Annotated in this window: 14 protein-coding genes; 10 read left to right on the forward strand and 4 right to left on the reverse strand. The window is 45.5% G+C overall.

Features of this window, described 5'->3' with window-relative positions; all coding sequences use genetic code 11:
• Window positions 1–1758 (forward strand): 2-succinyl-5-enolpyruvyl-6-hydroxy-3-cyclohexene-1-carboxylic-acid synthase, encoded by a 1758-nt coding sequence (gene menD / locus NDI33_RS10360; RefSeq protein ID WP_190672219.1) that lies wholly within the window; start codon window positions 1–3, stop codon window positions 1756–1758.
• 29 nt (window positions 1759–1787) lie between these two features.
• Here menD and NDI33_RS10365 read toward each other — a convergent pair whose 3' ends face one another.
• Window positions 1788–3974 carry a P-loop NTPase fold protein gene (locus NDI33_RS10365; protein WP_190672222.1) on the reverse strand — a complete coding sequence of 729 codons (2187 nt, stop codon included), beginning with the start codon at window positions 3972–3974 and terminating at the stop codon, window positions 1788–1790.
• 154 nt (window positions 3975–4128) lie between these two features.
• Between NDI33_RS10365 and menB the strand changes: the two genes are divergently transcribed.
• Window positions 4129–4962, forward strand: a complete 834-nt coding sequence (gene menB / locus NDI33_RS10370) for a 1,4-dihydroxy-2-naphthoyl-CoA synthase (RefSeq protein WP_190414934.1) — start codon at window positions 4129–4131, stop codon at window positions 4960–4962.
• A gap of 209 nt (window positions 4963–5171) precedes the next feature.
• Here the strand turns inward: menB and NDI33_RS10375 are convergent, their stop codons facing one another.
• Together NDI33_RS10375 and NDI33_RS10380 are read right to left on the reverse strand one after the other, a co-directional pair.
• Complete coding sequence (locus tag NDI33_RS10375) at window positions 5172–5489, reverse strand: hypothetical protein (protein WP_190414933.1); 318 nt, start codon at window positions 5487–5489, stop codon at window positions 5172–5174.
• A gap of 784 nt (window positions 5490–6273) precedes the next feature.
• Complete coding sequence (locus NDI33_RS10380) at window positions 6274–6843, reverse strand: DciA family protein (RefSeq protein WP_190528935.1); 570 nt, start codon at window positions 6841–6843, stop codon at window positions 6274–6276.
• 158 nt (window positions 6844–7001) lie between these two features.
• On the opposite strand from NDI33_RS10380, the gene NDI33_RS10385 reads away from it, so the two are divergent.
• From NDI33_RS10385 to NDI33_RS10420, 8 genes are all read left to right on the forward strand, one after another.
• Window positions 7002–8384: an SPOR domain-containing protein gene (locus NDI33_RS10385; RefSeq protein WP_190672225.1), complete on the forward strand. Its 1383-nt coding sequence runs from the start codon at window positions 7002–7004 to the stop codon at window positions 8382–8384.
• 161 nt (window positions 8385–8545) lie between these two features.
• Entirely contained in the window at window positions 8546–9301 is a 756-nt protein-coding gene (locus tag NDI33_RS10390) for a PspA/IM30 family protein (RefSeq protein WP_190414930.1), read from the forward strand.
• Window positions 9302–9545: 244 nt separating this feature from the next.
• Window positions 9546–10322 (forward strand): PspA/IM30 family protein, encoded by a 777-nt coding sequence (locus NDI33_RS10395; protein ID WP_190430263.1) that lies wholly within the window; start codon window positions 9546–9548, stop codon window positions 10320–10322.
• 756 nt (window positions 10323–11078) lie between these two features.
• Window positions 11079–11402, forward strand: a complete 324-nt coding sequence (locus tag NDI33_RS10400) for a thioredoxin family protein (RefSeq protein ID WP_190672228.1) — start codon at window positions 11079–11081, stop codon at window positions 11400–11402.
• Window positions 11403–11507: 105 nt separating this feature from the next.
• The gene (locus tag NDI33_RS10405; protein ID WP_190672231.1) at window positions 11508–12677 is read left to right on the forward strand and encodes an LL-diaminopimelate aminotransferase; all 1170 of its coding nucleotides are present in this window, start codon (window positions 11508–11510) and stop codon (window positions 12675–12677) included.
• A gap of 764 nt (window positions 12678–13441) precedes the next feature.
• Complete coding sequence (locus NDI33_RS10410; protein ID WP_190672234.1) at window positions 13442–14329, forward strand: NF038130 family PEP-CTERM protein; 888 nt, start codon at window positions 13442–13444, stop codon at window positions 14327–14329.
• A gap of 367 nt (window positions 14330–14696) precedes the next feature.
• Window positions 14697–15350: a PEP-CTERM sorting domain-containing protein gene (locus NDI33_RS10415; protein WP_190672238.1), complete on the forward strand. Its 654-nt coding sequence runs from the start codon at window positions 14697–14699 to the stop codon at window positions 15348–15350.
• Between the two features lie 1017 nt (window positions 15351–16367).
• Window positions 16368–16835, forward strand: coding sequence for a response regulator (locus tag NDI33_RS10420; protein WP_190672241.1), 468 nt, complete (start codon window positions 16368–16370; stop codon window positions 16833–16835).
• 34 nt (window positions 16836–16869) lie between these two features.
• Here NDI33_RS10420 and NDI33_RS10425 read toward each other — a convergent pair whose 3' ends face one another.
• Window positions 16870–17049 carry a hypothetical protein gene (locus NDI33_RS10425; RefSeq protein WP_190414923.1) on the reverse strand — a complete coding sequence of 60 codons (180 nt, stop codon included), beginning with the start codon at window positions 17047–17049 and terminating at the stop codon, window positions 16870–16872.
• Window positions 17050–17211 lie beyond the last annotated feature (162 nt).

A 17211-nucleotide genomic window follows, 5' to 3' on the forward strand; every position in this document is an offset into this window, starting at 1 on the left:
ATGCCCGTTGATTTTCGTAACACCAACTCCCTCTGGGCTTCCATCCTAACCGAAACATTAAAGCGACTAGGATTAACCACAGCCGTTATTTGTCCAGGTTCTCGTTCAACACCCCTTACTGTTGCTTTCGCTCAAACTGATGAGATAGAAGCCATTCCTGTTTTGGACGAACGATCCGCCGCATTTTTGGCATTAGGAATTGCGAAAAAATCTGGATTGCCGGTGGCGTTAGTTTGCACTTCTGGAACTGCCGGGGCAAATTTTTACCCAGCCGTAATTGAAGCTAGGGAAAGTCGAATTCCGCTTTTAGTTTTAACCGCCGATCGCCCCCCAGAATTGCGAGATTGTCATTCTGGACAGACGATCGATCAGGTGAAATTATTTGGCAATTATCCCAACTGGCAAGCTGAGTTAGCGTTGCCTTCTCTAGAGATGGGAATGCTGGGTTATCTGCGGCAGACAGTGATGTATGCGTGGGAAAGAACGCTCTTTCCGACTCCAGGCTCCGTTCATCTTAACATCCCCTTCCGCGACCCCCTCGCCCCAATTCCCGACGGTGCTGTAGATATGCAAAATGGTGCGTCTCTACTAGAAGAAGATTTCTTTGCAAATTGTCAGCCATTAGGAGCAACTTTCAACCTGCAACCTACCACTTTCAACCCCATACAGGAGTGGCAGCAATGTGACAGAGGAATTATTATCGCTGGGACTGCACAACCGAAAATACCGGAAGAGTATGCGATCGCGATCGCGCACCTCTCCAAATCTTTAAAATGGCCTGTATTGGCTGAGGCGCTATCTCCATTAAGGAACTATAGTCAACTGAACCATTATCTAATTTCTACCTATGACTTAATCCTGCGTAATCAGCAGTTAGCGCAAAAACTGACACCAGAAATGGTAATTCAAATCGGTGAATTACCTACCAGTAAAGAACTGCGAAACTGGCTAGATAAAACTCAACCGCGCCGATGGGTAATTGACCCCAGCCACCACAATTTAGATCCCTTGCACGGCAATACAACCCACCTGCGAATCTCCATAGAACACCTATTTCAAACCTACCCAAATGAACTTGTAGAGACGCAAGCGATCGCGTCTTATCTCAGCAGTTGGTGTGAAGCCGAATCAAAGGTCAGGAAAGCCATCGACCAAACGATGGCAACAATGTACACACTTTTTGAAGGAAAAGCCGCTTGGTTACTTTCCAAGACGCTACCACCGGGCACTCCTCTGTTTATTTCTAATAGTATGCCGGTGCGAGATGTAGAGTTTTTCTGGGCACCCAACAATTCCGGGATTCAGCCCTTTTTTAATCGAGGCGCGAATGGCATTGATGGCACCTTATCGACTGCTTTAGGCATTGCACATCGCAATCAAAGCACTGTGATGCTGACAGGTGACTTAGCTTTATTGCACGATACTAACGGCTTTTTACTGAGAAGTAAATTTATAGGGCATTTGACCATAATTTTAATTAACAACAATGGCGGCGGCATCTTTGAAATGTTGCCGATTTCCAAATTTAACCCACCCTTTGAAGAATTTTTTGCCACACCACAGGATATAAATTTTGCTCAGCTTTGTGCTACTTACAATGTAGAGCATGAAGTGATTACATCCTGGGAACACCTGAAGCAACGATTAAACCCATTGCCATCGCAGGGACTCCGGGTTTTAGAGTTGCCAACCAATCGCAAGGTAGATGCCAAATGGCGGAAAGAGAATTTGGGAAAATTGGCAGCAGATATCCTGTGAACGTTAACTCTGGTGAATCATTCAGCCTTTCATGCTAATGGATCGTCAGAATCTTTCTCCTGCTGACTCCTGTCATATTCTTCAATAAATCGCGCGATCGCATTTTTCTGTTCTTCTGTTAAACAATCCTTTTCAAGAAGGCTCCTAAGCCGGTTAATCGCTAAAGATACGTCAACGTAGGGTTCAAGTAAATTCGGCTCAAGCCCGTAGCCGGTGGTTTGACCCATATTAGACTCAGGTTTTCTAAATGCTTTTTCAAAAAACTTCTCCAAGAAATCAACTAGCCCTTCGTCGTTTTTAATCGCCTCTTTAACCCACTGTTTGACTTCATCCTCGCTTGTTTTCTCCCGCCAATAATACAGGATATGTGCTAAACCTGGCGTTTGTAATAGGGAGTTTTGCTGCACGGCATCTTGCACCTTATTTAAGGCAATTTCTTCAAGTTCATCAAGGTGCTGTGCGCTGATAAGTCTTTCTTGTTCTAGATTTGATTCACTAGCTCCAAACTTACCGTGTTGTTGACCTAGGACGACTACTTTGTCCACAATGGTTAAAACTGCCTTACCATTTGACATCGCCTGTTTCAACACCTCAAACCGTGCTGGTTCCTCAAGACGACGCAACAGATGTGAGATGATGCGCTCGATTCTGATATCATTTCCAAAATCAAACATTCCGCACGGTTCGTCTTCAGGACGCAAAAGGCGATCGCCCACATCCAATAAAGCTTGCACAATTGAAGGAATGCTATTTAAAGGAATTTCTTTTTCAGTGTAATCCTCAAGTTGTTCCAAAAATATCCGAACTTGGGTCGTACCCTCAGGACGTTTTTGATTAGCGAGTTCTACAAGAGTTTCTCCAAATGCCTTCGCATCGCCTGCCAAAGCAAGGATGGCTTTCATCTCGGTATTCGATAATTCACCTTCTGGTAACGCCAGACGGAAGTAGACTGGAAATACTTCTAAGCTGCATACGCGCAGTTGTCTGCGCCATGTTAACTCTTGTTGTGCAACGTATTGGGTATTATTACCCCAAATCGCTGATAACTTAGGAAAGAGGATCAATAGCAACCGTTTAACTGGCTCTTTATCCTCATCTTGAAGCTGAGCAAGCCAAGAATTGTAAAGAGATTTTAGTTCGTCCGCTGTAGCACTTATAAAACCTTTGGTATCCGTATCTCTTGCAAAAGCTTTAGGATTTTTGCGAATGATGTCATATATCGTTGGGCAAAAGACTCGCAGCGACTCAACAGCGATGAAATCCACTGAGTTTACTTCACCTTGAACTGCCGGGTACGTCATGCTTAAGGTGTTTATCAAACGAGTAATATCGCGAGTGCTGGTAATAAAGTGGTCTATCCCTTGATAGTAAATATTTCCCCAATAATTTCTATCTAATAGCTGTGTTGGGGTGTCAGCAAGTGCGAAATTCAGTTTTTCAAAAAGTAGCCTACGGAGTAAGTTTTTATTGGGAATTGGTAACTCAAAAGGAACTTGAACAAGTTTATCAAGATAGGCTTCTCCAGTTGTCCCCTGCGTGTCTGCAAGTGCTTTGAGGGCAATTTCTTTATCGCAGACTAGGACATAGACAACATTTGTAAAATTTGGAATGGCTTTGACAACGCGAAACAACTGTCTAATTTCGTCAGTGGCAAGCCTGTCAATATCGTCAATTGTTACCACGATTCGCGGATGCTGCTTTAGCAGTGTGTTTTCGACTTCTTCTTTTAAGTCGGAAGTATCCTTTTGCTTATCGTCAAATATTTTTTCTACTACCTTACCCGCTGGAGCGTAAGGAATAGGAATTTCAGAAAACAGTTTACCGAAATCGGCTAGTCGATCTTTTAAGCCTTTCGGTACAGATTTGAATTCACTCAAAACAGCCTGTAATTGGTCAATGAAGCGCCTTGTGATATCTTCGTGCCCGGAAAACAACCAGGGATTAAAGGGTACGATAATTGGTTGCTCGTTCTCTGGTTTTTCCTTTAGATAGTGAACTAAAAAATTCAACAGCGTCGATTTGCCAGAACCCCAGGAACCGTAGACTGCAATCACGAAGCCTTCCGGAAAGCTCATTTTGCAAATACTGTCTGCTAGATATCTTGCAAAGGTTGCATATCCTAATCGATCTGCTTTCGGATTGGTTAAAGCGTTATCTGACGATAAAGCATTAAAATTCTCAGATTCGACTTCGGAATTCTTCTCAGTCTGTCCCATAAAATGCCTTTTCTTAGCCCTGTCGTCATGATGACACAGCGATCGCTCAAGCCTCCTCTCTCTTGAGGTTCTACCTAGTCACCGTAATTTCAAACACTGGGTTAAAATTCTCAAGCCGAAATACTGCACAACTCGAAATACTTCACAACTCTCTATGCAAATCAACTGGCAAACCGCCAAAACCTACGAAGACATCCTCTATCACAAAGGCGACGGTATCGCTAAAATCACGATTAATCGCCCGCACAAACGCAACGCTTTCCGCCCCAAAACCGTCTTTGAACTTTACAACGCCTTCTGCGATGCTCGCGAAGATACTAGCATTGGCGTCGTATTATTTACTGGCGCTGGTCCTCACACCGATGGCAAATACGCCTTCTGTTCTGGTGGCGATCAAAGTGTGCGGGGACAAGCTGGGTATGTAGACGATGAAGGCATCCCCCGCCTAAATGTCCTAGACTTGCAACGCCTAATTCGTTCCATGCCCAAAGTCGTCATTGCGCTTGTGGCAGGTTATGCCATCGGTGGCGGACACGTCCTGCACCTGATTTGCGACCTCACCATCGCCGCAGATAATGCTGTTTTTGGGCAAACTGGCCCTAAAGTCGGCAGCTTCGATGGTGGATTTGGTGCCAGCTATCTTGCCCGAATTGTTGGGCAAAAAAAGGCGCGAGAAATTTGGTTTCTCTGCCGCCAGTACAGCGCACAGCAAGCACTAGAAATGGGCTTAGTGAATTGCGTCGTGCCTGTAGAACAGCTGGAACAAGAAGGCATCCAGTGGGCTAATGAAATTTTAGAAAAAAGCCCGATTGCCATCCGGTGTCTAAAAGCTGCTTTTAACGCCGATTGCGATGGACAAGCTGGTTTGCAAGAACTTGCCGGTAATGCCACCTTGCTTTATTACATGACTGAGGAAGGAGCCGAAGGCAAGCAGGCATTTTTGGAAAAACGTCCACCCGATTTCCGTCAATATCCTTGGCTGCCTTAGTCGTTCGCAAATGGAAAAACCCGTTTTCTGAAAAAAAAACGGGTTTAAAGAGTCATCTTTTGTAAAAAAGTATCCTACAAGGCTCTTAAATCAAAAATCGCACCTTGACTTAAATAAGGTGCGATTCTAAAGCAAATCTTTATTTTTTTAAGAGTTGAAGCAAGTTGCCTTGACAAACTGCAAGGTGAGCTTACTATTCTTTATTTTATTCATACGAGCAGCGCCTCTTCTTCTACTGACTGTTGGGCAGTAGAAACATTCTCGTTAAGCGAGGTAGATTCTTGAGAAGAGTTCAGCGAACATTTGATTGAGAGCGCCTCCGGTGTTTTCAGGGTTTCATCCTGCCAGCGCATCATTACTTCGAGACGTTCCCAAGACGGCGCAAATGCCGGAAGTGCTAAAGAACAGGCTCCCCAGCCGCCTCGAACGGGCACGCCGAGTTGCTGACAAAGACCCCCACGACGCCCTTCGGGCTTGTAATACTGACAATACCGGCAGGCAGAAGTTACAGTATTTAAGGTCTTCATGGGAGTCCTCTTTAGGAGAATTTTTATCTATGCTTTATATTAAAATTCTCTATTAACGGTTGTAGAGTTTGGAATGTTGTAATCTATATTCCCCGTCTATGTTCTAGCGATCCCCAAGTACAAATACTGATTTAGATTTTCTTTAGCTTTGTGTAATAGACAGACACATGAAACATTAAAAACGGACACATCTATCTATAGTAAGTAATCTCATGAACAATACCATTTTTTAACAAAACCCTATGGGGATCAAGACAAACCTTAGACGTATCCGTTCCAGAAAAGACTAAATTTAGCTCATTTATTCAGTCTTTTATCTCTTGATTTAAATGACAAACTTTGCATTTATCGACTAAATTGAGATTTTTGCCTCTAAAATTCTTTGAGTCAGCCTTAGTAGGCAATTAAAATCATTACATTCCCTGTAACTACTTAGGAAGTAAGGATGTCAGCATACGGGCGAAGCAATCGGGAATAGAGATTGATGCCATAAATTCAGGGCATTGGTGGCATACAAGCTCCGCCTTAGAAGACTTTTGTACAGAAGGCTACGCAGGCGTCCAAGTTACAAGATGTAACGGAGAGGAAACTAGCATCTGTAACATACGATACAAAGCAACTTCACATTCCGGTTTGAATTAGGAACTAAGCAGATAGACCTAAATAAATTCAAGTGATGCAGATGATTTGTGGGGTTTGAGGGGTGCCGCCAGAGAAAGTAAGCGTTGCCCGCAACCTAGTAGCAATCCCTGTTTCGGCTTAATGGCACCGAATCTACTGAAAGCTAGCCTTTCCATTGCCTGACAGCACACAGGGCACACACAGCCCAGCGCTGGAGTTCTCCTGGAGGGGTGGGACACTGGCACTGGGGACAAAGCGGTGAATGTTGCGATCGCTCCCGCACACCCTCCGCCCAATGTTGAAAAGCTTCGTGGGGTTCTTTCAGTTGTGCCTTCTGGTTCAACGACGGTGAAGATTTCCCCTCAACAACTCGACTGGGATGCTCTTTCCATGCCACCGATTGTTCCTGTGCATACCAGGAACGATTAGAACCAGGCTTCTTCTGCCACTGAGCCGTCGAAAAGCGAATATCAACCAAATTGCTACCTAGATGGGCATTCAACTTTTGCAGGATTCGCTGACGCTCAAAAGTCAGCGTTTGTGCCCAAGCCGCACTGGATGTAGCAACCGACAAAACGCCCCTCGATATGGAAATCGGTCGCGTTTGAGCCTGCACCGCCACTCCCACCACCGAAGGCCAACACTTGAGTAACCGCTGAAATTCTTGGCTAGCCTGCCACGCCGCCTGATTTTCGATAGCCCCTAAGATATGATGAAGAGATTTAAAAGACATCCAACAAATCCCCAGCTAAATGGCAGAACGATCGATCCTCTTGCTCGATCGTACTCAAAACCAAGACAGCAGATTCGGGTTACGGTTGCCTTCAAGCAGAAAACAACGTGTAATAAAGAGATCCGTCAGCTCTCCAAGATTCGTCAGTAGCTAAAGCTATGAGTCAAGGTCATTCGGTTGAGTCTTCTACTCGCCCCTCCCCCGCCCAGTCCATCAATCCAGCCTTGCAGGCAGCTCTGGGCAGTCTCGACGTGCAGTTAGAAGAAGAATTATCTCGATACCGACGCGAACGAGGGGGACGTGGGGCGTCGCCTGCCCCCCGCATGAATCACGATCGGGTTCGCAACAAACCTATCGACTTAATTTCCGTGAGTGCTACGGGAGGCAGGAATCAATCACCCACCCCAGCAAAGCCGCCCGCCACCCCACCGCCACCGCCACCGCCGCCAGCCAGCCCACCACAGGCAGCAAATCTGGAAGGCAAGGGAGTTGAGACAACGATCCAGAATGAAACAGGGTATACACCGCCCGCACCCGCGCCATCTTTTGATTTATCGGCTCCTGGAGCGGAACTAGCGACCTTCGCCACGCCACCCCAAGAGCCAGCTTGGCATCCAGAACCAGCAGCAGATCCACCGGATTTTGTCAATCCAACTTCAACGCACGTCCCTCCCAATGACTATCTGGAATCTTCCGAACAACTTCTGCGAAGTTTGGTGGAAGAAGAGGCGTCAGCTCCTCGTCGCTCAGAACGCAGTTTTCTGGATAGCCTGCTGACTCCCCTAGGAGTTGGTTCCTTGTTGTTGTTGCTATTTTCAACTGCCACCTTGGGCTATTTGGTGACGAATCCTGGCAGCCTCAGTTTTCTAGGTTTAGATCGCTTCCAGGAGTCAGGCACTCCCACCGTTGCTCAAAATCCAACGGCAACAACTTCAACGGCAACAACTCCAACGGCAACAACTCCAACCACCAATGCCCCAGCAGCTGGAGCTGCGCCAAGTGGCCCAAACCTGGCGACTGACGAATTTGTGGACGTGAATTTGGATACTTTAAGCACTTTGCCATCTTCCAGTCCAGCTTCAAGATCCAATGTGGCAGGCTTACCCAAAACCCAAGTAGCGGTGCCAACAATTTCCCCGCTACCCAGTTCACCTGCCCCCGCAAACTCCTCATCTGGGCAATCTGGCTCGGTGCCGCTTCCAGGGCTGCCGCCAGCCGCAACAGTGCCCCTTACACCCGCCAGCCCTCTCCCAGGATTGCCGCAACGCCCCGCCTCTGGACAACCGAGTATACAACCGAGTGTGAAACCCTCCCCGACTGCGGCAACTCCTGCGCCGAATCCAGAGGGCTTCTATTATGTGTTTGTAAAATACAATGGCGAAAGCTCCTTGCAACAGGCGCGAAAGGTTGTTCCCGATGCCTATTTATCACCAGAAGGCACCCAAATTTATCTCGGTGCGTTCAAGAAAGAATCTCAGGCTCAAACATTGGTAAAAGAGCTTCAGACACAGGGGATTTCTGCGGCGGTCGATCAGCCTTAAGCTGGAGGTGGTTGAGTTGGAAAGTAACCTAGCATTCTGTTAACGTTGCTACTGGGACTGCGACGCCCTAAGAGGGCGACTGCTTTTAGGGGTTCGCTGCCGTGTTTGCGATCGCGTGACCGCGCTCCACTGAACCCGTGCGTTGTGAATGGAGAACTGACATGGGATTGATCGACCGCATCTTGCGAGTAATTCGAGCCAACATCAACAGTCTGATTGGACAAGCGGAAGATCCAGAAAAAATCCTGGAAGAAACGGTCATGGAAATGCAGGAGAATTTGATTCAACTGCGGCAGGCGGTGGCTCAAGCGATCGCTACCCAAAAACGGACTGAGCGACAATGCAACCAAGCTCAGTCTACTTCCCAAGAATGGTACAATCGCGCCCAACTGGCACTGCAAAAAGGTGACGAAAACTTAGCTCGCCAAGCCCTAACCAAGCGCAAATCCTATCAGGAAACCGCAGAGGCAATGCAGGCGCAGATCGAGCAACAAAATCAAGTCGTCGGTAGGCTCAAGCAAGATATGCGATCGCTAGAAAGCAAAATCTCGGAAGCCAAGACGAAAAAAGATATGTACATCGTTCGCGCTCGTTCGGCTCAAGCATCTGCGAAAATTAATGAGATGCTAGGCGGTGTCAACACTGCCAGTTCTCTGACCGCCTTCGAGCGTATGGAAGAAAAAGTCTTGCAACTAGAAGCGCAGTCAGAAGCGATCGCTGAACTCGGAAGCGATGACCTGCAAAAGAAATTTCTCTCCCTGGAAGATGCTGGAGATATTGATACCGAATTAGCTACCATGAAAGCTCAGCTGAGCCAAGGCACCGAAGCACCGCAACTGCCGTCTAGTCAGCAGGCACTTGACCCTAGCCAAGATGCCGAATTACAAAAAATTCGCTCCCAACTGGAAAGTTCTTGATCTGGAAACTACCGCTTTGGACTAGAAGTTTCTAGACTAGGAAGAAAAGTGTTGGGTCTTTAACGATTCCTGAAGGTTGCCCAAGTCACTCTTGCCTAGCGCCCTAGACTAGAAATGGTGTTTGAGGCAATTGCCGACTACTGCACCGATGGAAAACCTGACCTCCTAAATTGAACTTGCTCAAGGCTACTTTCAAAGCCTGGAAATACCTACATTAGTACACGCCAAGAGGATAAACAGCGTCATGGGATTATTCGATCGCATTAGCCGAGTCGTCCGAGCCAATCTTAACGATGTGGTCAGCAAAGCTGAAGACCCAGAAAAAATTCTGGAGCAGTCCATCATCGATATGCAGGAAGACCTGGTGCAGTTGCGTCAGGCTGTTGCTAGATCCATTGCCACCCAAAAACGAACTCAGCAACAATACAACCAAGCCCAAACCGAAGCGAACAACTGGCAAAACCGCGCTCAGTTGGCTCTGCAAAAAGGCGATGAAAATCTCGCTAGAGAAGCACTGGTACGCAAGAAGACAAACGCTGACACTGCCGCTACCCTAAAAACTAGCTTGGATGGACAAACCACTCAGGTAGACACCCTCAAGCGCAACTTGATTGCCTTGGAAAGTAAAATTTCCGAAGCCAAGACCAAGAAAGATATGCTCAAGGCACGGGCACAAGCTGCTAAGGCTCAGGAGCAGCTACAAAACACCGTGGGACGCTTGGGAACCAGCACCGCAATGGGTGCATTCGAGCGCATGGAAGAAAAAGTTTTGGAACTAGAAGCCCGTTCCACAGCAGCAGCCGAGCTTACTGGCAATAATTTAGATCAGCAATTTGCCATGCTCGAATCCGGCAACGATGTTGATGACGAATTAGCAGCAATGAAAGCGCAGTTGACTGGTTCTTCCACCACCCAAGCGCAACTACCGGCAGGAAACCCAACCACTTCCTCTACCCCTAAATCTAATTCCGCAGTTGATAACGAATTAGAAGACCTGAAAAGACAATTGGATAACCTATAGATTCCTGCACTTTTCGATACCTTATCTACGAATCAAAACTTTGATAGACCGCTCTGCATTCATCTGACACTCGTTGGCGATGGGATTAAGAGGGTCTATCTTGCCATAACTGGCTGACTTAAGGAAAACTGTATTGACGCAAGCAGCCTGAAAATAAATTTCCAGCTTAAAGCTAAAGGAAGCTTTAGCTTCCTAGTAAGCGTTTGAACCCGTTTAGATAGGTTTTGGGTTTTAGCCAAAACTTTAGTTTAGGGCTGAAGTTAGCAAAATTTCTCTGAAGTTTAGTGCTATTTGACACAGATAAGTTTCGCACGTTCAGAAGCGTTGCTAGTTGAAGATTTTAGGATAAATTTTCGCTTGCTGGCGTAGGTTTTAGCGAAAGGGAGCAACATTGATGCCAAAGAGATAAGCCTTGGTGATGCCGAGCGTGCCTAGGTCGATTAGTTAATTTTGAAAAAGTTGTGAATCAGTCGTTATTAATTAGACATAAGTTCGCTAAAAAAATAAAGTTTTTACTACTGGAAATAAGAAAATACAGATACGACTGTCCAGATTACAGTTCTGAATAAAGCTTTTGCACTCATCAAGTGCGATCGCAAATTTCCTTGATGTACCCCCATTCCCAACGAACCGCCTGAGGTACTGTATTACAATCAGTAAGGCGTAAACCTTGATTGCTTTCCTGCCCGCTGGCAACGGTTTTGAATACCGTGTTAAGTAGGTAAAGCAATAATATAAATGTCAATCGGGGGTGACATGAGCAGCACAATCTCAATTAATGATGCAGAGTTTGAAACAGAAGTCCTGAAAGCCACTCAGCCAGTATTAGTGTATTTCTGGGCGTCTTGGTGCGGCCCTTGCCGCCTCGTATCGCCAGTCGTACAAGCCGCTGCGGAAACTTATGGCGATCGCCTCAAGGTCGTGAAAATGGAAAGCGGCCCCAATCCCGAATCTGTGGCAAAGTACAAAGTAGAAGGTCTTCCAGCTCTCAGGCTGTTTAAAGACAGTGAGGTGATTGAATCTTATGAGGGAGCGATTGGGAAGCAGAAATTAATGAGTATCCTGGAAACTCACCTGTAAACAGTCAGTAGTCATTAGTCATTGGTTATCGCTCGGTGAGAGACAAAAAACACCGGACAACAGACTAAGGACTAAGGACTAAAGACTAAGGACTAAAGACTAAATATGCAGTTCGCCAAGCGTTTACAACCCCTGCAAACCAATGTGTTTGCCGATATGGATCGGGCTAAGGCAAAAGCCAGGACGGCGGGACAAAATATCATCGATCTGTCGCTGGGTTCTTCCGATTTACCAACGTCGGATCGGGTTATCAATGCGATCGCCCAATCTTTATCTGACCCCAAAACCCACGGCTATTTGCTGTTTCACGGCACTCAAGCTTTTCGCCAAGCTGCCGCTTGCTGGTACACCCAGAAATACGGGATTCCGGTTGACCCGGAAACCGAGGTGCTAACCCTAATTGGTTCCCAGGAAGGCACCGCTCATTTACCTTTAGCAGTGCTGAATCCAGGGGATTTTGCCTTACTGCTTGACCCTGGTTATCCATCCCATGCTGGGGGAGTTTACCTAGCTGGTGGTCAAATTTACCCAATGCCACTACGGGCGGAAAATGGGTTTTTGCCAGTGTTTGAGGAGATCCCCTTGCCGGTTTTGGCTCAGTCACGAATGATGGTACTGAGCTATCCTCACAACCCCACAACTGCGATCGCGCCCCTATCGTTTTTCCAGACAGCGGTTGATTTTTGCCAGCGTCATAATCTAGTGCTGGTTCACGATTTTCCCTACGCCGACCTGGTATTTGAAGAGGTTGCGGTTCCCTCAATCTTACAAGCCGACCCCGAAAAAAGCGTCTCGATTGAGTTTTTTACTTTATCGAAGTCTTACAACATGGGCGGCTTTCGCATCGGCTACGCGATTGGGAATGCAAATCTGATCCGCGCCTTGCGCCAGGTGAAAGCGGCAGTTGATTTCAACCAATACCAAGGAATTTTGAATGGAGCGATCGCAGCCCTGAGTGGCTCTCAAGAAGGCGTTAAGGAGGCAGTTGAAACCTTTCGCCAACGTCGGGATGCCTTTGTTAAAGCGCTTCACAAAATTGGCTGGGAGGTTCCCAACCCATCTGCCACCATGTATGTTTGGGCTAAATTGCCAGAACCGTGGGCACAGGACTCCATCAGCTTTTGCACCCATTTGGTAGAAACTACTGGCGTTGCTGCCTCACCTGGTGCCGGTTTTGGTAAATCTGGAGAAGGATATGTACGGTTTGCGCTGGTACACGATCCAGAAGTATTAGAAATGGCGGTTGAAAAGATGGCCCCGGTAATGTCTAAGTGATAATGACAGCGATCGCTGCCTAGAAGGGCTGCAAGTCTTATCTTGCGTGTGCCAAGTAAATAGTCAAATCAAATGCACAAGAACTGATTAGCTTCGCCTCAAAAAGAGAGTGGAGCTATTTTTTCTGCAATCAACATAACCGTAAATCTACGGTCATTTCACTAACTTCTGCGTATATGTCTCGGAATAAGAAACAACTGGAAGCGCAAAAACCAGTTAGAAGCAGTAAGTTTTTAGACATTTAATATCACCTAGATTCAAATAGATGCTTTGTTGTCAGTAGTCAGCCGTAGGAGAAAGCGGTTGCCACTAACGTATAGATGCGAGCGATCGCCTCTGTAATAACTAAAGACTGGCAATGCCCCTAAAGCAGGTTAAATGCTGAAATAGCTTAAGACTCTCATGGAAACTACTCTTGACAGAATTTATATTTTGGATAGTCTTCCTATTCTTAGGTTTATGTCTACTATTACTGTGTATTACTACGGTCAGTATACGGGAAAATAAAATTGCTTTTTCCCTTCAATCTTTTACTCAAACTTTACTAAAAATCATCAAAAGTTTATCGATTAAGACTAATTATTTGACTATATTGAATAGAGACAAGTGAATAAACAAAAAACAGGCTAAAAAGACGGGCGCTTGATTGTTGTCCCTGCTTATTTGGAACTGTTAACCCCGATCTAAAACTGACCGCGCCCTAGCTACTGTGCGCGTTATCCAGCAAAACTCATCTAGACAGAAAACTTGTGGAGACACACAAAATGACAGGTACTATCAAGAAAATTTTGCTCAGCGCTTCAGTGTTGGCAGCAAGCTTCAGTGCGATCGCTACCGCCCCAGCATCCGCCTTCAGCATATCGGGTTCCGACTACCTACTCTACGATGTTCAAGGTAGCAGTACCTACATCAACCCCAACGCTAACTTAGATAGCATTCTAGGTGGTAACAGCAGCGCACCAGGAGGCAACATTGAATTATTTGCCAGCAGCGAAACTAAGACTAATGCACAGTTTATGGCATCTAACGCTGTAACTAGCGTTAAAGGGACAGTTGCAGGCAAAAACCTCACCCTCAGCAGCCTAACAGCAACTGACTGGTTTGGTGCAGGTTTGAACACCACTTACGGCCAAAACAACTTGGCAAATACATGGTTTAATGCTTTCTTAACCAATGCTGGTAAAGCAAACTACGTTGGAAATGTTTTCGGATCTATCGCTTTTAATACTTTCTATAATATTGGTGGTTTTCAACGCAGCAGCGACCCGAACGTTTCCTACGTTACCGCTAGTGGCACCGACATCAATATCGGCCTTGCTGGTCACTATGACTTGAAAGCATACTATAAAAGTAATCCACAATTTTCTGCATTTGCCTCTTTGCTACCTAATGGATTCCAAGCTAGCGAAGTAGTAAAAGCTACCATCGATGGTCAAAGTCAGTACCTTTACAGCTTTTTGGCTACCAAAAGTGGTTTGACTAACAGCGCTGGAAAAGGTGCAGATGGTTCATCTCACAGTGGTAACTACGAAGTTTCGCTTAAAGGCGTAATTCCTCCCGCATCTGTGCCAGAACCCTCTACCATGCTCGGTTTGATGGCTGTGGGTGGAATGGTTGCTGCTAGCAAGCGCAAAGCCAACAAAACTGCTTAATAAATTATCTATTTGATTAAAAACCCGGTTTTTTGAAGAAACCGGGTTTTTGTTCGGTTTCCGGTAGGTAATACCCACCCTAGAAATTAAACTGCTTTCGTATCATAGTGATAGAGCTTGACGGGGTGACAAGAAAGAGGCGGGCCGATTTTTTCTTTATACAAACATCACAGTAAATTTACGGTAACTTCACCAACTTCTCCGTAAATACCACTAAATTATGACAGTTGTAGTAAAAAATAGACAGACATACTGAGGGTGCCAAGAAGTCCAGTACCACCTGAAGCGCAAAACCGATAACACGCCTGATAGTCCGGTTGCGGTGGCTGTACGAAAGCACAATCAGAGAACTGATGGAGACACCAAGATGTTAGGAAATGTAAAGTTATCAATCGCTACTGCGGGAGCAGCAGTTGTCACTTTGGGCACAATTGGTATGGCTCCTGTTGAGGCAGCCCAATTGACAAAACTCGATTACTCTGGGAAGGTCAGTGGCACTGTTTCCTTGTTCGGGGCTTTCACCGTGGATGTAGACAAGAGCTACATTATCGATAATCTCAGCGGTAGGCTGCAAGATGCAGGAGATTCAGAACTAACCCTCGATCATCCTTTCGGTTATTTAGGAGATTATTTTGGTAGTTACCTCAGTAATTTGGGTTCCATTGATTCTTTTAGCGGTTTTGGCTCCATCTTCAAGGGTTTAAGTTATAGTCCAACCGATCTTCTTTCTACGTTTAATTTCTCTTACAGCAAGATTACCGATATCTTGACTGTAAAAGGCTATGAGTTCGATAAGATTAAAGTGTGCCTGAGTGGTACCTGTAATATTTCTGGTGAAGGTTTGGCGTTAGGTTCTGTGTCAAGCCCTATTTTTGGAAAAGTCCCTGTTAAAGCATCTGTAAATTTCAAGGTTTCCCAGACAGCAACGCCCCTCGACGTACCCGAACCTTCCGCATTGTTAGGTTTAATTGGTTTGGCTGGGTTCTTTGCTGCTAAGCGCAAGTTGCAGAAAGCAGCATAAATTTTGCACCTTCCACAGTCTTAGCCTAAAAAAGTAGGGAGCTATCTGCTCCCTTTTTTTGTTGCAATTTAAGCGTTGTTGCAATCCGGAATGCCACCTCATCCCTTACCGTAAACAGTGAGAAAGAAATTCTATTTTTCCTTCGCTTCTTTTAGGCATTTTTCCAGGTGATACCGTTTCACCAATTGCTTCAAACAGATACTTCTATGATGGAGGAACCCCCTCAATCCCCCGTTCACGGAGCAAGGCAAGATTCACGCTCCCTGTACCCTCTTTAATCTCCCCGCTTTTCGGAGCCAAGACAAGGAAGAATTCTGATTCACGGGGATTAGAGTAGGGTCCTCAATGATAAATAATGTTTTTAAAAACGAGATGCACCCGAAGGCAGTGTCCCTAGAATCCTTGCTCTTGGAGCTTCTGGAGCATTGTGGGAACGAAATAGCTAACTTGTTGAGGAGTCTAGTTTGAACAACTGAGGGTTGAAAAGATGCTTTTCAGGAGTCACTCGTCTTGTACTATGCCCCGCTTAATCTAAAGAGTTTGTTTACCCTAGAGACGCCATTAATGACCTCTGGAACAAATCATCAAAATTGTCTTGCCAGAGTACTCGCCTATCTGAATTCATTCCGACTTTGCTGGGAGTGCCATACATTGCAACGCTGCTGAAAGTTTTTCAGGCATTAGGAATTCCCTTAGCCAGAGATATACTAAGCCATGCTGAGAGGATCAGTATCCTGCTAATACCCCAGCACGTCAATTTTTAAGTTTGCCTAAACCTGAACTTCACTCGAATGGCACTGATATAAGAGCCTTGCGATAAATCTCTCACCTTAAAGCTCGCAACCTGTTTTTGGGTCAGTTAAAACTGACTTTAGCTCTTAGCCCGTTCCCGAAGAGCATTGCTAAAGGGTACTTTAGTTCAGGGCAAAAGTTAAGTGTCATTCAACTTTGATCTATTGTTAACCAGATAACTTATTAATAAAGTTATAGCTACACTGAGTGCAATGGATTCGGTTAATGCTTATATCACTTTTAACTATCTTCCCAGGTCGATTTAACGGGAGCGCTGAGACTGAACGCTCACAATTCAACCCGAATTCCGACTTCAGTGCTGAAGCATCTCCTAAGCGAATTTTGCTCGTTGAGGATAACCAAACGAATCGACAGCTGCTAAATGACTATCTTGGTTATCTGGGATACCAAGTTTTCTCCCTAGCCGGGGGGGCTGATTTTTTTCAGACGATGGCTGAGTTTCAGCCGCACTTAGTTTTGCTAGACTTAAAATTACCAGACATTGATGGCTATACGCTACTCCAGCAAATCCAAGAAAGGCCAGACTGGCTCCACATCCCCGTGTTTGTCGTTTCCGCCTATGCTTTTCAAGCAGATGAAGAGCGTGCCCTTAGTTTGGGGGCACGTCGGTTCTTTGTTAAACCTGTGAATCTAGTTTCTTTGAGACAAGCTATTGCAGAAGAAATTCATTAACGACTTCGTGAATTTCTGGCAATTAAATCAATCGTTATTCACTTTTATTTTCGTTAATGTATTTTTCCACGGTGAGGCTTAGATTTTGCACAGAAGAACTTATTCCCCTAACCTGAGCTTCTACTTGTGCCAATAACAAGATCACTGTCTGGAGTTGGTTGAGCGTGTCATCCATAGCGTTCCGATATTGATTCTCAAACTCTTCCAATTTCATAATTTTAACCAGGGGGAGGTAGTTAGCAAAAAATGTTGTAGCAGCATTTTAAAACCAATTTCAACTCAAAAGCTGAAAGATTAGCATTATTCGTTATAACTTTATCTAACCTGGTAATGACTTCAACAAAGCTTAACTGATTTCCGGAAAGAGATCTCGTCT

This window comes from Trichocoleus sp. DQ-A1 (genome assembly GCF_039961955.1).
In the GTDB taxonomy this organism is placed as follows: Bacteria; Cyanobacteriota; Cyanobacteriia; order Cyanobacteriales; family FACHB-T130; genus FACHB-T130.